An 18,807-nucleotide genomic window follows, 5' to 3' on the forward strand; every position below is an offset into this window, starting at 1 on the left:
CTTGTCATTTCTACTTCAACTAATTTTGGCTGCTTGCCATATACGAAAACGCACTCAGTAAGCTCACTAGCTCGCCCATTGAATCACTGGTAAATGACACCGTGCGCGCATCCAACATTTTAACTCCTGGAACTAAACTAAATAGATCGGCAAATACCGGTCTGCTAGTCGCCAACTCCAAACAATAAGGAGCAGATAGCCGTGAGGTCTGACTTGAATTAGCCTCGATAACCGCTAACCGAGCCTGTTCACGGATCAAGGCTTGGGCGGTTTGCGGGCTCAACGAGTCCGCAGCGGTACTTGAAATCATCCGTTTCACGCAAGCGTAATGGGCCGTGGGATAATACTGTTGGACCCATGTTTGTAGCTGATCATCGCCACTCACTAACCACAGCGGTGTATTATGCTCAGCCGCAGCAGCGGCATAGATATCGGCCTCAGCCATCGCTTCACCGTTGATCTTAAGCTGATAAAAAGCGCGACCATTGATGGTATGCGCCAATACGCCAGCCTGACCTGCGCCGCTATGAAAACCAATGAAAAAAGCGCCATCATAGTGATGCCGTTCCAGTCCGTCAACCATCGAGAGTGGCCGTGGTTTACTCTGCACTAATCGAGCGCGAGCATCGATCTGGGCAGCCCGCAGATTTGTCATACTGGCGTGACTATCAGCCACCACCACTTCGCTGGCCCCACCGTCAAATGCGCCAGCAATCGCCGCATTCACTTCTTGCTCCATCAATGCCCGAGCCAACTCATGCTCGCGATGACCCGGACTACATTGCTCGGGGCTGACCACCCCGGCAATCCCTTCAATATCTGCTGAAATAAAAATTTTCATGACTGCTCCTGAAACTGCGCCGCTAGCTCATCTAAGAGCTGAGCCAGTGCGGGGCGAAAATGCCCCTCAAATCCAACGACTGAAGTGGCCTGCATGAGGGCGTCTAAAACGGCAAACTCAGTGGCATCTGCCGCAGCACACAACATTTGTTCCAGCTCTTGATCGGCGATCGATTCACCAAGCGAATGGGCGGTAGAAAACGCCAATGCAATATCCCCGGAACCATGCCCCCAATAACTGCCTAAACGACCTAAACCTGCTCCAGCTCGTTTTGCCACGCGCTTCAATTGGCGAGCACTGAGCGGCGCATCGGTCGCCATAATAATAATGATTGAACCTGCGTCGCGTTGCGCCGCTAAATCGGGTAAATGCGGGGCAATCGCCTCCCCCATCACAACCCCATCCAGGGTCAGCGAGGATAAGCTACCAAAATTGGCCAATACCAACACCCCCAAAGTGGCCGCCAGCGATTCAAGTCGACGCGAACTGGTGCCGATCCCACCTTTCAGGCCGAAACAGCTCATGCCTCGCCCTGCACCCACACTACCTCTCGCAAATTCGGCACTGGCCTGGTAAATCGCTTGCTCGGCAAATGCCTCACTCACCGCGATGTTTTGAATATCGTTTAAGAAACCATCGTTACATTCGAGCACCACTGGATTCACCGTGGCTTGCTGGCGACCTAATTGCGGATTGGCGCGTTTACAATGCGCCACCAAAGCGCTAAACATCCGCCCCACCGCCAAAGTATTCCCCAGCAAAATTGGGGTTTGTAACTGACCTAACTCTTCTATTTGGGTCAAACCTGCTGGTTTAGCAAAACCATTCAATACCGCCGCGCCACAGGGCAAAGGATGGGTAAATAGATTATCAGAACTGGGGACGATCGCCGTCACCCCGGTTTGCAACTCTGCTTGAGCCAGGGTCTGATGCCCTACACTCACCCCCGGCACATCGCTGATGCGGTTATACTGGCCACAGGGTAAACGCGGATGACCGATGGTCCGCTCCGTTTGCCAACGCTGTAACAATAGTGCGACTCGTTGGGCTTGATATTGATCCATAATTCATTCACTCACTTATTACTTGGCCGCACTCTGCTCTGGCGACGCCACGAGTCGGCCCACTCATCACCCGACGCTCAGATTTAAAGCGATCTCTGGCTAAACCTTCAATTTGGGGTCGAGAGTATCACGCAAGGCATCCCCCAACAGGTTAAATGCTAAAACGCTGAGGAAAATAGCCAGACCAGGGAACATACTCACATGCCATACGCCAGCCATCATCATACTGCGCCCCATCGCCAGAATATTACCCCATTCAGGCACATCTGGTTCGGGCCCTAAACCAATAAAACTCAAGCTAGCTGCAGTTAAAATACTGGAGCCTATGCGCATCGTAAAAAACACAATCACGTTGGCCAGAGTACCCGGTAAGATATGACGTAGCAGGATTAGCCGATCATTGGCTCCTGCACAACGCACCGCTTCAACATAAGGCGCTTCTTTCAAGGCCAGGGTGGAAGCTCGTACAATTCGAGCGAACACTGGCACACTAAACACCGCAACTGCCACAATCACATTATTCAATCCGGGACCTAAAATAGCCACCACAGCTATCGCGAGCAACATCCCAGGAAAAGCAAATAATACATCGGCGCCCCGCATAATAAACATGTCCAGCCAGCCACCATAATACCCCGCAAACAGGCCAAGCAAAATGCCAAAAATCATCCCGAGAGTGACCGACAGCAGGCCAATATAAAGGGAGATCCGAGCCCCATAAATAATCCGGCTGAGCACATCTCTGCCAAGGTCATCGGTGCCCATCCAGTGCTGAAAATTAGGCCCCGTGGATAGAGCCGACCAGTCCGACTGCATCGGATCCCAAGGTGCTAACAGAGGGGCAAACAGAGCAATCAGCACTAAGATTGCAACAAAACCACCCGAAAACAAGGCCATCGGATTGCTAAAAAAGCGTTGCCAAAAATCTCGCCAGGGGGAGCGAATAGGTCCCTGCTGCTCTAGCTCCGTTAATACTTCAATCACTGATTCCTAACGCAAACGAATGACTGGGTTAATCACCGCATAAAGCAGATCAACCAACAAATTAATCACAATAAATTCCAATACAAACAGCATCACCAATGCTTGAATCACCGGTTGGTCTTGGGTCTGGATCGATTGAATCAATAGCCAACCTAAACCAGGCCAGCTAAAAACACTTTCCACCACTATCGAGCCGCCCAGCAAGAATCCAAACTGTAGTCCCAGCATCGTTACCACCGGGATCAAGGCATTACGCATAATATGCTTCCACGTCACCAAGCGGGCCCGTAGCCCCTTCGATTTCGCAGTACGCACATAGTCTTCTTGGGCCACTTCTAAAAAGGCTGAACGAGTAAAACGCGCCATCACCGAGGCAACCGAGGCACCTAAGGTAAAGGCAGGCAAAATGATATCCGAGGGTTGATTAAACCCACTCACCGAAAAGATCCCAAAGGGCATCGCCACAAATTGGATCAGCAATAAACCCAGCCAAAATGGCGGCAACGAGATCCCGCCAATCGCCAGGCTCATTAAGGTCCAATCTTGCCATTTACCGCGCTTCAGCGCCGACAATACGCCAACCAGCAAGCCCAAGATCACCGACCAAACAAAGCCAGCTAAGGCCAACCATAAGGTAGGCATAAAGCTTCTGCCAATCACTTCGGTCACCGGTTGCTGAGTTCGGAAAGTCACCCCCAGTTCGCCATGGAATAAATCACCCAACCAGTTCACATACTGGGTGGCTAAGGGTTTATCTAAACCAAGATGCACCCGAGCCTCTTCAATCGCTTCGATCGGGGCGTCTATCCCGGCATAGATCCGTGCCGGGTCGCCAGGCAAGAGCTTAATAAAAGCAAACACCAGAAGGGAGACCACCAGCAGCACAGGGATCATTTCCAGAATTCGGCGGACCACATAAGCTAACATCGTGTTCTCCCTCTATCTCTTACTTATACTGCGCTTGTGCAAACAACAACGAGCCATCGGCTAACATCGACACCCCTTGTAGGTTTTTCTGTTTACCCACTAAATTATCTGGGGTGCCCAAAAAGGCAATTGGCGCATCCTGCCAAATTAGCTGCTGAGCAGACGCATAAGCCTTGGCGCGTAACTCAGGATCAGCGGTCTCTAATCCACCCATGATGGCTTTGTCCACAGCGGCATTGCTGTAGTAAGACACGTTATAGGCTGTTGGGACCCAAGATTCTGTGGCAAATAGTGGACGTAACGCCCAATCGGCATCACCCGTTGAAGGCGACCAGCCACCATAGTAGAGGTCGTACTCGGCTTTCTTCGGATCACTCACACTCCATAACTTGTCGTTACGAGTACCGGAGTCCATCGGAACTACGGTCACTTTAATACCGACTTGGCCTAGCTGCTGTTTTAAGAACTGAGCGCTACGAACCGAGGCAGTGGCATTCGATACCCATAGTTTTAAGTTCAAACCATCCGCGTAACCCGCTTCTTTGAGTAGTTGTTTGGCAGTACTTAATTTATAGCTGTAATCCGGTGAGCTTTGCTTCGCGAAGAACTGCACATTAGGTGCAATCACCGATTGTGCCGCCACACCCATTCCAGCAAAACCAACTTTTAACCACAGTTGACGATCGATTGCATAGTTTATCGCTTGACGTACTTTTAACTTCGCCAAGGGTTTATGCTGGGTATTTAGCGCCATGTAGTACATGTAAATACTTGGGTCACGCTGTACCGCTAATTGACTATCGTCAGCAACGGTTTTTACCAAATCGGCAGGCAAAGGATAAATCGCATTGACTTGTCCCGATTTAAGCGCTGCGACCCGGGTGGCGTCTTCCGGCGCTGGATAGAAAGTCACACTGTCGACCTTTGGCCAACCCGCCTTCCAGTAATGTTGGTTTTTCACTAACAAAACTTCTTTACCCGGTTGCCAGTCTTTAAACTCAAACGGCCCAGTCCCTACAGGGTGTTTACGCAAATCGGCTTCTTTGTCATATTTAGCCAATACTGCGGGGCTCCACATCACTGCAGACGGGTGAGCCAAGGTATTGATAAAGGCACCAAAGGATTGATTGAGCACCACACTTACGGTATCTGGTGACAGTACATTCACCTGCTTGACCATTTTGAATAGGCTATTTCTTCTCAGCCCAAGCGACTGATCGGCTAAACGCTCCAAGTTAGCCTTAACCGCAGCCGCGTCAAAAACCGTCCCATCCTGAAAGGTCACCCCTTGACGCAAATGCAACACAAACTCAGTTGCATCCTCGTTACTGGTGTAACTGGTCGCCAACTGGGAGACTAACTTCATGCTAGCGTCAAATTGGAAGAGCCGTTCAAAAATACCACTTTGTACCGAGTAACTGACGTTATCAGAGGTATCATGTGGGTCGAGGCCGGTAATATCGGCGTACATTGAAATTTTTAAGTCCTCAGCATGGGCAACAGAGCCTAAACTTAGCGCTAAGCCCAAAGCCACAGCAGTATGGCGAACTAGTGGTGTCATCATATTTCTCCTGATCGTTCATTATTCAAACAAGTAGCAACCTACAATCTCAGTTTTTCCCTCACTAAGATCCTTCAGCCACCCAGTGTTGTGGCACTACCTCTCGGTAGCATAATTTGGCCACTTCCGCGCCCACCGGACGCATCGGGGAAGGGGCCAATTCGGTATCGTCCAACAGACGCAAACCTCGGCGTGCCGGGTCTGCAACTGGAACAGAAGCTAATAAACGTTGGGTATAAGGGTGTTGAGGATTGTTAAATACCGCTTGGCGACTCCCTTGCTCAACAATTTGCCCCAAATACATCACTGCAACTCGGTTGGCGATACGTTCAACCACTGCCATATCGTGAGAAATAAAAATCCACGACACGCCAGTTTGCTGTTGCAAGTCCATCATCAAATTGATCACCTGAGCTTGAATCGAGACATCTAAAGCCGATACCGCCTCGTCTGCTATAATCACCTTCGGCTTCAGCGCCATGGCTCGGGCAATCGCTATCCGTTGCCGCTGTCCACCGGAAAACTCATGTGGGTAACGACGAGCATGTTCAGCCTTAAGGCCAACACTCACCAATAGGGCTTCTACCTGAGGCGTCGCTTCGGCCAATGACTTGACCAAGCCATGAATTAACAGCGGTTCAGCAATCGTAAAACCAACCGTTAAACGAGGATTTAACGAGGCATAGGGATCTTGAAACACCATCTGCATCTCACGACGCAAGGGCTTAAAGGCGGCATCGCTTAGTAAGGAGATCTCTTTCCCCTGAAAATGAATCGTTTCACTATTACCATCCACCAGCCGCAACAAAGCCCGACCTGTGGTCGACTTCCCACAACCGCTCTCCCCCACGATGGCTAAGGTTTCCCCGGGATATATTTTGAGGTCAATTTGCTCAACAGCATGAATATGGTGAGTCACCGCAGACAACCAGCCATGACGGAGTGGGTAATAGACTTTTAGGCCTCGCACATCCAGTAAGGGTTTTTGCGAATAGTCTGCAGTACGGTGATCTTCCGGGGCTTGCTGCGCGGCATCACCAACTATCGGGAAACGAGCAGGCCAAGCGCGCTTACTCATATCCCCCAATTTGGGCACTGCGGCCAGCAAAGACTGGGTATAAGGATGCTGCGGTGCCTTAAAAATTTGTTCAACCGTACCCGTTTCAACCACTTTACCGCGTAGCATCACCACCACCCGATCAGCGATTTCTGCCACCACCCCCATATCATGGGTAATAAACATCACCGCCATATCTCGCTGCTGCTGTAACTCGCGTAATATCTGTAATATTCTCGCTTGCACCGTGACATCTAAGGCGGTGGTTGGCTCGTCGGCAATTAAGATACTGGGGTCACAAGCCAGTGCTTGCGCAATCATCACCCGTTGCCGCATGCCGCCAGAGAGCGATTGCGGATAGCTTTTCATCACCCGTTCCACATCGGCAATCCGTACTCGCTGTAATAACTCACAGGCTTTTTGATAAGCACTGCTTTGATCGCATAGCTGATGATCACGCAGCGCTTCGGTGAGCTGATCCCCCACCTTTAACACGGGATTTAAGGAGGTCATTGGCTCTTGAAAAATCATTGCCAAAGATTGACCTCGTAACTTGCGACGCGGTTCTTCACCGAGGGTCAGTAGATCGTAGCCAGGCTTATCCAGGTGTGGTTGGTAAATCACTTTACCTTGCTCTATCTCGGCGTTATCGGCCAATAAACCCATCAACGATAAGGAGGTCACCGACTTACCGGAGCCACTCTCTCCTACCACAGCCACCACTTCCCCTCGATATAACTCAAAGGAAACGCGGCTCAAAGCTTGCTGATTTCCACTGCGACTGCGAAAGCTAACGCTGAGATCTTGAATACTTAATAGTGGTGGTGTTTGCTTCGCTTGCGGCATCTTCATCACTCCTTGATTGTGTTACGGGTATATACAGCCATTTTGATAAACTAAGTGGGGCGCGCTATCGGCGGCTAACCAAAGCGGGCCATCGAGGTCGACAAATTCAGCATCGGTAGCCACTGGCAATGCAGCTTCCATGGCCAGCGATGATCCCAACATGCATCCCACCATCACCCCCATTTCTCGCCGCTGGGCAACTTTAACCATTGCCAAGGCTTCACTGAGGCCGCCACATTTATCCAGCTTGATATTAATCAGCTCATAACGACCACTAAGCCCCGCAATGTCGTGACGATCATGGCAACTTTCGTCGGCACATAGCGGGATTGGATGCTGAAACTTACTTAAGGCTTGGTCTTGCCCTGCGGGCAATGGTTGTTCAACCATTGCAATCTGATGATATTGAAGCGCCACCAGCAATGGCTCTAAATCCAGACTGCCCCAAGCTTCGTTAGCATCAATAATTAATACCGTGAGAGGAGCGACCGCTCGAATTGCCGCCACTTTTTCCAAGACCTGTTGAGCATCCAGCTTAATTTTTAGTAGTTTGGCGCCACGAGCCACGGCTTCACGAGCGGCCTCCACCATCGCCTCCAGCGAAGCGAGGCTTAAGGTCTCGGCCGCCACAATCAATCGAGGCTGAGCCCGTTGAGTCAAAGACCATAGGGAAGTGCCAGATTGAGCCGCAGTTAGCCGCCATAATGCACAATCAAGAGCATTTCTCGCCGAACCTCGGGGTAATAAATCGGCTAACTGTTGCCGAGTCGCCCCCGCTTCAATTGCGGCTTGCACTCCTTTTAACTGTGCCACCACGGTTTCTGCCGACTGCTGATAGTGGGCTGTGGGCGTACATTCCCCCAAGCCAATCAGGCCTCCTTCTTCGATGGCGACTCTCACCACCGTGACGGCATTACGAGTTCCGCGTGAAATCGCGAAGGGCTTCGCCAGCGGCAATTCCACGACCTCGATTTGTAGGCTGCGAGTCAATTTATTCATGAGCGTTGCGTAAGTAACAAGCGATATCGTCAATCCCATAACGCACCGGATCGGTCGCAGGCACACCAAAACGTTCACTCAGTTGCTGACAGAACTCTCGAGCTTCCTGGTCCGAAAACTGCGAAGTATTAATCGCAAAACCAGCGAGTTGAATCTCAGGACTGGTGACTTTGGCAACTCGTAGGTTTTCAGCAACACATTCTGCGATGTCGACCAAGGGGTGATGCGGCAGATGACGCGTGTGAGGACGCCCCATTTCATGGCACATCACCAACCACTGTGGTTGAGCGCCATGCAATAAACCGAGGCTCACGCCTGCATAAGAAGGGTGAAACAGCGAGCCCTGCCCTTCGATAATGTCCCAGTGATCCGGCTCGTTCGCGGGTGCGATTTGTTCCACCGCACCGGAAATGAAATCGGCTACCACCGCATCAATCGACAAACCTTCACCAGAAACCAATACCCCGGTTTGACCGGTCGCACGAAATTGCGCCTTCATTCCTAGTTGAAGCATGGCTTTTTCTAAAGCCAACGAGGTATACATCTTGCCAACAGCACAGTCGGTCCCCACGGTGAGTACACGATGACCAGTCCGTGGCAATCCAGTCCCCACCCGGAGCGCCTGTTCACTATGGCGCACATCAAATAACTGCACCTGATGGGTCTTGGCTAGGTCCCGTAATTCAGCAATATCGTTTAAGCGCTGATGTAAACCACTGGCCACATTCATACCGGCACAAATCGCTTGGCGAATCGTCTGTTGCCAGTGCTCAGGCAAAAATCCGCCCGCATTGGCAGTTCCCAGAACTAGGGTTTTGGCGCCTGCGCTCTTCGCTTGTTCGATGCTCACATCGGGAAGGTCTAAGGCGACGGTCGCACTTGCTAAACGCAATTGACCAATACATTGCTCGGGGCGCCAGGCAAAAATACCTCGTGCCGTTTTCGCCGCCAAAGGGTCGGTAACATCACCAATAAATAAAAGATAGGGTTGCGGTATTTGCATTCTCGTTCACTCACAATCACGCTGCTCATTGAATGAATTTGATTGTTCCATAGCCCTCAAGGCCATGACGAATGCTAATATGTGGCAAGGGTATAACCCTTAGGTTATAGCCAACCGACAGCCCCCATAATGACTAACTCCAACTGAAAACCAGAGCTCAATAAAAGAGCTACAAATTATAAAATTGGTTCAGGATCGACGCTTGTTATCGGCATACATAGGAAGATTGATGAGCTAAACCGAGCCATCCAATGAGTGGCCAGAAAACGATTAGGCGAGCATATGCAGACCATTGTTCAAGTCAGCGTGTTGCAAAAATGAGGCTTGTAAACATGTCACGATGGTGAAGAACATACCACTAGCGGTGTTTCTACGGTGGAACTTAGAAGCAAACCAATATGCAGGAACACTCGGCTTAGTGAACATTTAAGCAACAGATGTTGCTCCAGATGAGAGTTTTTTATTGTGGTAACAAATAGCGCCCCTGTGAGTGAAGCAAATACAACTTAGCCTTCCACTCAAAGATGAAAGGCCCAAATGATCTGAGCCCACCTTTAAGCCGCATTTGTGGCTCATCGTTTTAACCCCCAATGGATCTCAATCGCATCGGTTCGGCCTTGCTGAATAAGCCGCAAATGACTGTCTTCAAACGGCTGAAGTATTAAACCGTAGCGAGTAACTTACGCGCGGCCTCTACTACAATACTAACCGCTTTATGTTCGGTGTTTTTCATTAAGCTTTCATCGGGAATTTCTTGTTGAGTCCGATTCACAATCACCCCAGCAACACAGCCAGCCTTAAGACCCTGCGAGGCACACATGGTAAATAAGGTCGCACTCTCCATTTCAAAGTTAAGTACCCCCATGGCTTGCCATTCTTCCATCGAACCCTGCAAGGCTTTGGTTACTCGACCAGAAAAAGTGTCGTAGCGCTCTTGGCCCGGGTAAAAGGTATCGCTGGATGCAGTAACCCCCACATGACAGTTTGCCTTGGCTTCTAAGGCTGCACTATGCAAAGCTTGCATACACGAAAAATCGGCCACGGCGGGAAACGTCATCGGCGCAAAATGTTGGCTGGCGCCATCTAAACGAACCGAAGCCGTGGTGACAATGACGTCCCCCACATTGATGTGGTTCTGGATCGCGCCAGTGGTGCCCACACGTAAAAAAGTTCGCACCCCTAATTGTGCTAACTCTTCCACAGCTATAGAGGTAGAAGGCCCACCAATCCCGGTGGAGCATACCACCACGGGGGTTCCATCCAATTCACCCAGATAAGAGGTAAATTCTCGCTGAGAGGCTAATAACTGCGGATTATCTAATAACGAAGCGATCCGCTCGACCCGCTGAGGATCACCGGGAATAATCGCCAAGCTGGCTCCTTTTAACATCTCAGGGTTTAACCCTAAATGAAATACACTTGCGGCTTGATTCATGCTGACTTCCCTAATTGAGTCGAATAATTAATGCCCTGAGCATAGGGGCTGAACTGCTGAATAAGTGTGAAACATCTCGCATTTAGCTGTAAGTGAAGCTAAAAACAGCTCATTATCACCGCTTATGTTGAAATAACTTTCACCTTTGTAAGCTGATCTAAAACGCAACAATCCACCGATTTAAACCATAAACAAATGAATCATTAGCATGTCTATAAGCCGCTGTTCTACAATCAGTAGAATTATTTTAGCCAGAGAAGTAACAATGAAAAATCTGCGTGTTATTTATGTAGCGATATTACTGGGTTTAAGTGGCTGTGTCAGTCATCAATCGGAAGGAAATATGAACTTGGCCAATAGCCGCTGGTATATGAGCGCCGACGACTACCAAATAGCCGATATCAAACTGCCCGCCTTTCACTTAGAAGAAACCCAACAAGGCTACAAAATTTCTGGAACCACGGGTTGCAATAACTTTTTTGCCAGCGCAAGTTGGGATGGCAAGCAACTCAGCCTCACCCAACCGATTGCGATGACACGGATGATCTGTGCTGCTCCTCTGAACAAGATTGAAATGGAATTTATGCAAGCCGTAGAGCAGCCAATCATCAGAGATGGCGAAACACTGCGCTTAACTAATGGCGCGGTATTTAAGCGCATTCCAAACAAATCCTAACCACCATCAGTAAGCGAAGCACTTCGCTTACTCGTTAAGCCCTTTTTCTAAACCAGCTTTGCCGTAAGTCTTGCCAACTCGCATAAGCCACCAGTGCCGCAATCATACTACTGCTAGCGAGTACCCAAGTGGTGGCAATGAACTGTTGTTGTTGCCAAGCCACCGGATCCACCGGCCAATGCCAATAGCCAATAGCCCAATCCAGGCTCCAACCAAAGGCCATCGCTGTCACAATCACCCCACTTAAATAGGCGACCAAGGCTCGCATGCCCATCTCCTGGCGCACTAACATCAGCGTTGCAATATTGGTCGCTGGCCCGGCTAACATAAACACCAAAGCTGCCCCCGGTGAAATGCCAGCGATAATCAAGCCCGCGGCTATCGGTGTCGAGGCCGTTGCGCAGATATACATAGGGATCCCGACTAAGACCATCACCACCATGGTGCCCCACCCCTGCCCCCACCGGGTCATAAAGCTTTCTGGCAAATAAGTTTGAATCAATGCAGCAAATGCCAAACCCACAAACAACCATAGGTAGCTATCCCGTACCATCTCAAGCAAGGCATCTGCCCAGCGCCGTAAACTGCTACGCCAGTCTGCTGTGGGAGTCTCGGCGGGCGATGATTGACTAGCGCACTGACCACCGCTGCAGCAACTCTTAACCACAGTTTTTGGCGCTTGACCAGCTTCACTATTACCAACTAAAAGGCCCGCTACGATGGCACTCACAATCGCCGCAATAGGACGAATAATTGCCATCACCGGCCCCAACAGCGCATAGGAAATGGCCACCGAATCAACTCCAGTTTCCGGTGTTGCGATTAGAAAAGAGGTGGTGGCACTATTCGAAGCCCCAGCACGGCGTAGACCCAGCGCAGCGGGGATCACCCCACAAGAGCACAATGGCAAAGGCGCGCCAATAAACGCTGCTTTTATTGTTGTACTCGGTCGGTTATTACCTAAATGCTTAGCCAACCAACGACTCGGTAAGCCCAGTTTCAAGCTGGCGGCAATCACAAAGCCTAGTAATAACCAAGGCGCAGCACTTAGAAATAATCCAATAAAATTAGTCAATAACATCTTCTAAAGCCTTTAATATTGAACACTGGGCAGCACTTTCACTGCCACCACAACAAGTCTCATGTAATTGGCGCAAAGTCGCTTCAAAAGCCTGTAGCTGAGCGAGTTGCTGCTGTACCTTGACCAACTTTTGTTCGATAAGGACGCTCACATCGTGACAACTCACCTGCTCGGCTCGCTCTCGCAGGTTCAGTAATTCAGCGATATCTTTAATTGATAAACCAGATTGCTTTGCCCGCTGCACAAAGCGCAATCGAGCTACATCTGTCTCACTATAAATACGATATTGGTTGGCCTCGCGCGCGGGCGTTTTCAGTAGCCCCTTGCGCTCATAAAAACGCAAGGCCTCGACACTTAAGCCACTTAGCTTGGCTAATTCCCCGATCCGATACATAAATACCTCCCATTCACTACAGGATAAACCCTATAGCTAGGTTTAGGGTCAACCTTTTTTTTCTGGAATGATAAAAATCTCTTGGTTCAATGCAGAGTCTAAGCCTGCTGACGGGATAATTTTATTACAGTATATGATGCAAGTTGATGACTTTTAGTGCACCAGCTAAAGTGGCACATACAAATATCTGCCAGAGTGACCATGCTCAAGCTGTTACTTTGCTGCCTTCTCTTAATTAAGGGCCACTGCAATTAGTATCAATGCTAAGGCAATCCAAGTATTCAGAGCCACATTTTCGTTAGCAAAGATAACACCGATCAAGACACCGAATGTGGGGACTAGATCGTTGGTGAGTGAGGTACATACTGGCCTGTTTCCGATATGAGAAGCATATAAAGAAAGTAAACAACTCCGGCCCACATAGCCCCAGATAGATAATAAAAAGAATCGTATCTAAAGTTACATGGCTTAGGAGTTGGCTATCAGAAAACAAGAATATAAGTAATATCTGTAGGCTGGCTGCACCCAATACATTCCTTGCCACAATCAGAGGGGGCTCGTCCCCACATTTGAGTGTTCGTGGAAAATCCGGCGAGCATTGCCGAGCTTATTTAAAAAACCATTGATACTAAATAAAGCAATGCCAATACCAAACTCTAGTGTTTAAACAGAGTTCATATTTACGCCACATAGGACGATAGCATTTTATTTCAGTTAGTCTGGGATGTAGGCAATCAACCGAGAATTGCCGCCAGCTAAGCCTACATCTACGGCTAGACAAATCATCCAAATAAACCAAGTGATGAGAGTCTCCGCCCACAGCTGACAGATTTATAAATATTGATTTCGCTCTGCGGGAATATCGGACAGATATTGTACAAATTCAAGCTCAAAACCATCGGGATCTAGGAAGTATACATTTTTACGATATTGTGTCGCCGCGCCCTGGTTGTGAATCGGAAAACCAGCTTGCAGCAAACGCTGGCTCAACGCCTCGATATTATCGGTAACAAAAGCGAAATGTGCCAAGCCCAGTTGGTTACTTGTCAAAGACCGATTTTCCCCTCGACCACTATCGTTAAAAGTTAAGTAATGCGTTTCATCACCAAAGTGAACCCAATTTCTTGGGGTTCCATGCCATAACTGATGACCTTGTCCTCTAATATACCAGTGGGGAAAAGCGGCCCCGTAAAACTTAAGCGTAGCATCAAGATCGCTCACCACTAAATTCAAATGTTCTAAATACATTGTGATTTCCTTCGTTATTGATCATTGCTGTGAACACCAGCGAATCGACGACTCGGTGATATTTGTGTTTAGCATAAAAGCTCAAGTTAACTTGAGGTAAAGGAGTTTTTTTCTTATCCTCAAACAATATTCATTTGAGGAAAAGCGATGACCAGCACTCCACCAAAAGCCCTATCGGTAGGTTTTGTCGCCAAACGCTGTGGCGTGAAAATATCGACACTGCATTTTTACGAAAGTAAAGGGCTGATCCAAAGTTGGCGTAACCAGGGCAACCAACGCCGTTATCGGGCCGATGTACTACGACGGGTCTCGGTGATCAAAGCCGCACAAAAATTGGGGATCAGTTTACAAGACATTAAGCTGGCCCTCGCCAGCCTGCCCGATCAACGCACTCCAACCAAACAAGACTGGCAGCAGCTGTCAAAGGTCTGGCGCCAACAATTAAATCAACGGATCCATCAACTAGAAAAGCTTAGGGATTCTCTCAACGGCTGTATTGGTTGTGGTTGCCTCTCCATGCAGAATTGTCCGCTCTACAATCCCGATGACATCCTAGCTGAACAAGCGCAAGGACCTGTTCTATTAGACCGAGCATAAACTTGCACCATAGCGACCAAAATCGCAGCTTGAATCAAAAGCGCCCTTTATCGATAAAAATAAGCATGCCCAAAGAACTTTTTTAATACTTGCAACGTTATTCCTTTTAACCGAGGAGTAACTATGTTTAATTTTTTAAAAGTAAATCCATTGAAACGTAAACGAAAAAAATATGATGTTTTACTGGAATCGGCAATGCTCGCGCAAAGACGAGGCGACATTATGAGCTATTCGATGCTAAGTGCCGATGCGGAGCAACTATGGAAAGAAATCAAAGAGTTAGAGTTGAAAAATCAGTTGCCCAATACACCAAGTGAAAAGTGACAAGTAAATCATTAAAGCATCAGGCTATTGACAGGAAAATTATTAAATATCAGTAATTTGAGCTAAACAGAGTCGGCGTCCATACTTAATGAACGCCGGCCAAATTAGCGACGAACATGCCAAATAAAGTCAGTCAAGTTATCAACAAGCGAACGAAGCCCAACGTGGTTAAGCTCGGCTTGGGTGCTGCCTTATTAGCCTTTTTCAGCCTCGCGATCCTCGCCATTGTATTTACTGCGCTAAACAATGTTGATCGTGAAATTAAAAACAAGGTAAAAAAATCTCTATTAACCACTCTGCATACCACCCAACAAGCTCAGCATATTTGGCTACAACACCGACTGACAGAATTAGATAACATCACCCGCTCTCAATCACTGCGCAGCATTGCGCAGACCTTCACTCGCAGTAAACCTAGTCCATCGCAGTTTGCCAAAGCAGAACAACAGCTGGCACAAAGTCTGCGTTTTATTATGGAAAGTTATCAAGATCAGAACTATTGGCTGACGCGCCGCAATGGCCAAATCCTCAGTTCGAACCTCACGCAGCAAACCACACGCCACCCTTTATTTGAATTAAGCTCACAAGCGATACAACGGGTATTAGCTGGTGAAACTCGTTTTATCACAGGCTCAGTCAAAACCGAGCGCGCCCCCCAAAGTCACATTTACTTTTGTTCACCAGTGTTCGATGAACAACGACAGGTGATTGCCGTTCTGATCATCGGTGCCGATCAACATAAACACTTTAATACGATCACCCAACTTGGCAACATCTGGGACAGCGGTGCAACTTATGCCTTTGATCAAAATGGTGTAATGCTTTCAAATTCTCGTTCCGACGAGCAACTTCATCGAGTCGGTTTGTTAGCGCCCGCACAAAGTGCCATCAACACCATTCGAATCACCGATCCCGGTAGCAATATCTTGGAGAGGCGAGACCAAAAACTATCTAAACTACCACTCACACTGATGGCACAAAGCGCCACTCGAGGGCAAACGGACTTCAATATAGAAGGTTACCGAGACTACCGAGGTATATTGGTATTAGGCGCTTGGAGTTGGCAAGCCAACTATGGCTTTGGCCTTGCCACCGAAATCGACAAATCCGAGGCATATAACGTTTATGGTAGAACCAAAAACATCGTATTAATTGGCATCATTAGTTCTTTAGTGGTGACTTTTAGCCTATTTATGTTGCTGTATATCAGCCTCCGTAACGGCAAGCGCAGCTTATATCAAGCCCAACTGGTATTAGAAGATAGGGTTAAACAACGAACCGCCAACCTAGAGGCGGCTCAGCAGCAACTGCGCGCCGCCTACCAAGAACTCGAGCAAGTATCTATCACTGATAGCCTCACCGGCATCCCCAATCGACGCTGCGCCGATACTTTTTTAAATAGTGAGTGGCGCCGCGCACAACGCGATGGATATCCGATCACTATTATGCTGATCGACATCGACCATTTTAAGCAATATAACGATCACTATGGTCATCCCGCGGGCGATATTTGCCTGGAGCTTGTCGCTAGAACCCTAATCGACAGCCAAATTTGTAAACGTCCGGGGGATCTAATTGCACGCTATGGTGGCGAAGAATTTATCGCCATATTAAGTAATAGCGATCAACAATATGCCACACTTGCCGCGAACAACTTACTTGAAGCCATCCGTAAAGCTGCCATCCCCCATAATTTCACTTTAGTTGAAGATCAAACCATGCTGACCATCAGTATTGGGGTATCCATTGCAGAAAACATCGACACCAGCCTTGAAAAAGTTGTGAGTTTAGCTGACCAAGCGCTGTACATCAGTAAACAAACTGGACGTAATCGCTATCACCTGAAACTCCCCCAATAGTGCAACTGAGCGGCTCCCCCAAGCTAAAATAAACCAATCCGTCCATTAATCACCACCTTGAACAGCAATCGAAGTTGCTGTTTTCACATAAATTTCAATAAAAAATAAGGACTAAACAATGCTACCTACGGATGATTAATCTACTAAAAATTGCACATTCTTAAGACTTTTCCTGTAAAATGCGCGCCTCAAACCTAAGTTGTTTATTTTTCGGGCAACTTGTACCGCTAGCGCACATAACTGCTAATGAGGATAAAACCCCAATGGAAAACGCTCGACCGATTCGACGTGCACTGATCAGTGTTTCAGATAAAACAGGCATCATCGAATTCTCTCGATCTTTAGCCCACCAAGGCGTAGAGATCTTATCTACTGGTGGCACCGCTAAATTACTGGCTGATAACGGCATCGCCGTGATTGAAGTCTCAAACTACACAGGCTTCCCAGAAATGATGGATGGACGGGTAAAAACACTCCATCCTAAAGTACACGGTGGCATTTTAGGTCGACGCGGCACCGATGACCAAGTCATGGCTGAACACGACATCAATGCCATTGATATGGTGGTGGTCAACCTTTACCCATTTGCAGCAACCGTGGCAAACCCAGATTGCAGCCTGGCCGATGCGGTAGAAAACATCGACATTGGCGGACCAACCATGGTGCGCAGTGCAGCGAAAAACCATAAAGACGTGACCATCGTGGTGAACGCTTCGGATTACGACCGTGTATTGGCAGAAATGGCTAATAACGATAAATCGTTAACTCAAGCCACTCGATTCGACCTCGCCATTGCCGCTTTCGAACACACCGCCGCCTACGACGGGATGATTGCAAACTACTTCGGTACCATGGTCCCAAGCTACGGCGACAACACCGAAGGTGATGAAGAAAGTAAGTTTCCACGAACATTTAATAGCCAATTCATTAAAAAGCAAGATATGCGCTATGGCGAAAACAGCCACCAAGCAGCCGCTTTTTATGTAGAAAAAAACATTGAAGAAGCCTCGGTATCGACTGCCACTCAGCTACAGGGTAAAGCCTTGTCATTCAACAACATCGCCGATACAGACGCCGCCCTTGAGTGTGTAAAAGAATTTGCTGAGCCATGTTGTGTCATCGTGAAACACGCCAATCCTTGCGGCGTTGCTTTAGGAGATGACATTCTGCAAGCTTACCAGCGCGCTTATCAAACCGATCCAACTTCAGCCTTTGGTGGCATTATCGCTTTTAACCGAGAACTCGATGCCGATACCGCCGAAGCCATTGTCTCTCGCCAATTTGTGGAAGTGATCATTGCGCCTAAAGTTTCTGAAGCAGCAGCACAAATTGTTGCCGCGAAGAAGAATGTGCGTCTGCTGCAATGTGGCGAGTGGTCAACTAAAACCACCGGTTTACAACTGAAACGGGTAAATGGTGGTTTATTGGTGCAAGACCGCGATCAAGGCATGGTCGGTCAAGAAGAGCTAAGCGTCGTCAGCAAACGTCAACCCTCAGCAGAAGAACTACGTGACGCGCTATTCTGCTGGAAAGTGGCTAAATTCGTGAAATCGAATGCCATCGTTTACGCCAAAGGGAACATGACGATTGGGGTCGGTGCTGGCCAAATGAGCCGTGTATACAGTGCTAAAATCGCTGGTATTAAAGCCGCCGATGAAAATCTGGAAGTCGCCGGAAGCGTGATGGCATCCGATGCCTTCTTCCCGTTCCGCGATGGCATCGATGCCGCTGCCGAAGCGGGCATCACCTGCGTCATTCAACCCGGTGGCTCAATGCGTGATGACGAAGTCATCGCGGCTGCGGATGAACACGGCATGGCCATGCTATTCACCGGCATGCGCCACTTCTACCACTAAACGAATAACAGCCAGCCTTACGCTGGCTGTTTTATATTGTGGCTTGGCCTGACCA

General features: G+C 48.6%; 17 protein-coding genes. 5 read left to right on the forward strand and 12 right to left on the reverse strand.

The features are described from left to right. Positions 1-19 precede the first annotated feature (19 nt). The 9 genes from ACRRSW_RS19735 to udp all read right to left on the reverse strand — a co-directional run bounded on the left by ACRRSW_RS19735 (position 20) and on the right by udp (position 10,717). Complete coding sequence (locus ACRRSW_RS19735; protein ID WP_432455856.1) at positions 20-841, reverse strand: M55 family metallopeptidase; 822 nt, start codon at positions 839-841, stop codon at positions 20-22. Continuing rightward, positions 838-1,905 carry a P1 family peptidase gene (locus ACRRSW_RS19740; protein WP_432460237.1) on the reverse strand — a complete coding sequence of 356 codons (1,068 nt, stop codon included), beginning with the start codon at positions 1,903-1,905 and terminating at the stop codon, positions 838-840. Before ACRRSW_RS19740 ends, ACRRSW_RS19735 begins: the two co-directional genes overlap by 4 nt. 99 nt (positions 1,906-2,004) lie before the next feature. Beyond that, a complete protein-coding gene (locus tag ACRRSW_RS19745; RefSeq protein WP_432460238.1) occupies positions 2,005-2,889 on the reverse strand; it encodes an ABC transporter permease subunit in 885 nt (294 codons plus the stop codon). A 6-nt stretch (positions 2,890-2,895) separates the two neighbouring features. After that, the gene (locus ACRRSW_RS19750) at positions 2,896-3,816 is read right to left on the reverse strand and encodes an ABC transporter permease (protein WP_432455853.1); all 921 of its coding nucleotides are present in this window, start codon (positions 3,814-3,816) and stop codon (positions 2,896-2,898) included. 19 nt (positions 3,817-3,835) lie between these two features. After that, the gene (locus tag ACRRSW_RS19755) at positions 3,836-5,380 is read right to left on the reverse strand and encodes a glutathione ABC transporter substrate-binding protein (protein ID WP_432455852.1); all 1,545 of its coding nucleotides are present in this window, start codon (positions 5,378-5,380) and stop codon (positions 3,836-3,838) included. A gap of 61 nt (positions 5,381-5,441) precedes the next feature. Then, positions 5,442-7,280 carry an ABC transporter ATP-binding protein gene (locus ACRRSW_RS19760; protein ID WP_432455851.1) on the reverse strand — a complete coding sequence of 613 codons (1,839 nt, stop codon included), beginning with the start codon at positions 7,278-7,280 and terminating at the stop codon, positions 5,442-5,444. 21 nt (positions 7,281-7,301) lie between these two features. After that, positions 7,302-8,279 (reverse strand): N-acetyl-D-Glu racemase DgcA, encoded by a 978-nt coding sequence (gene dgcA / locus ACRRSW_RS19765; RefSeq protein WP_432455850.1) that lies wholly within the window; start codon positions 8,277-8,279, stop codon positions 7,302-7,304. Beyond that, complete coding sequence (gene dgcN, locus ACRRSW_RS19770; protein WP_432460239.1) at positions 8,272-9,282, reverse strand: N-acetyltransferase DgcN; 1,011 nt, start codon at positions 9,280-9,282, stop codon at positions 8,272-8,274. Before dgcN ends, dgcA begins: the two co-directional genes overlap by 8 nt. A 661-nt stretch (positions 9,283-9,943) precedes the next feature. Next, positions 9,944-10,717: a uridine phosphorylase gene (udp, locus tag ACRRSW_RS19775; RefSeq protein ID WP_432455848.1), complete on the reverse strand. Its 774-nt coding sequence runs from the start codon at positions 10,715-10,717 to the stop codon at positions 9,944-9,946. 265 nt (positions 10,718-10,982) lie between these two features. Between udp and ACRRSW_RS19780 the strand changes: the two genes are divergently transcribed. Beyond that, on the forward strand, positions 10,983-11,393 hold the full coding sequence (locus ACRRSW_RS19780; protein WP_432460240.1) for an META domain-containing protein: 411 nt from the start codon (positions 10,983-10,985) through the stop codon (positions 11,391-11,393). A gap of 34 nt (positions 11,394-11,427) precedes the next feature. On the opposite strand, the gene ACRRSW_RS19785 is transcribed toward ACRRSW_RS19780, so the two are convergent. The 3 genes from ACRRSW_RS19785 to ACRRSW_RS19795 form a co-directional block, all read right to left on the reverse strand. Next, the gene (locus ACRRSW_RS19785; protein ID WP_432455846.1) at positions 11,428-12,474 is read right to left on the reverse strand and encodes an SO_0444 family Cu/Zn efflux transporter; all 1,047 of its coding nucleotides are present in this window, start codon (positions 12,472-12,474) and stop codon (positions 11,428-11,430) included. Beyond that, positions 12,461-12,868, reverse strand: a complete 408-nt coding sequence (zntR, locus tag ACRRSW_RS19790; RefSeq protein WP_432455845.1) for a Zn(2+)-responsive transcriptional regulator — start codon at positions 12,866-12,868, stop codon at positions 12,461-12,463. Before zntR ends, ACRRSW_RS19785 begins: the two co-directional genes overlap by 14 nt. Before the next feature lie 831 nt (positions 12,869-13,699). After that, entirely contained in the window at positions 13,700-14,116 is a 417-nt protein-coding gene (locus ACRRSW_RS19795) for a VOC family protein (RefSeq protein ID WP_432455843.1), read from the reverse strand. Between the two features lie 147 nt (positions 14,117-14,263). Here ACRRSW_RS19795 and soxR point away from each other — a divergent pair, with 147 nt between their 5' ends. The 4 genes from soxR to purH all read left to right on the forward strand — a co-directional run bounded on the left by soxR (position 14,264) and on the right by purH (position 18,752). Continuing rightward, positions 14,264-14,713, forward strand: a complete 450-nt coding sequence (soxR, locus tag ACRRSW_RS19800; RefSeq protein ID WP_432455842.1) for a redox-sensitive transcriptional activator SoxR — start codon at positions 14,264-14,266, stop codon at positions 14,711-14,713. A 123-nt stretch (positions 14,714-14,836) separates the two neighbouring features. Continuing rightward, positions 14,837-15,037 (forward strand): DUF6435 family protein, encoded by a 201-nt coding sequence (locus ACRRSW_RS19805; RefSeq protein WP_432455841.1) that lies wholly within the window; start codon positions 14,837-14,839, stop codon positions 15,035-15,037. Between the two features lie 116 nt (positions 15,038-15,153). Then, positions 15,154-16,896, forward strand: a complete 1,743-nt coding sequence (locus tag ACRRSW_RS19810) for a diguanylate cyclase (RefSeq protein ID WP_432455839.1) — start codon at positions 15,154-15,156, stop codon at positions 16,894-16,896. Between the two features lie 263 nt (positions 16,897-17,159). Beyond that, a complete protein-coding gene (gene purH, locus ACRRSW_RS19815; protein ID WP_432455838.1) occupies positions 17,160-18,752 on the forward strand; it encodes a bifunctional phosphoribosylaminoimidazolecarboxamide formyltransferase/IMP cyclohydrolase in 1,593 nt (530 codons plus the stop codon). Positions 18,753-18,807 lie beyond the last annotated feature (55 nt).

The organism is Agarivorans sp. QJM3NY_25, from assembly GCF_050870875.2.
Taxonomy (GTDB): domain Bacteria; phylum Pseudomonadota; class Gammaproteobacteria; order Enterobacterales; family Celerinatantimonadaceae; genus Agarivorans.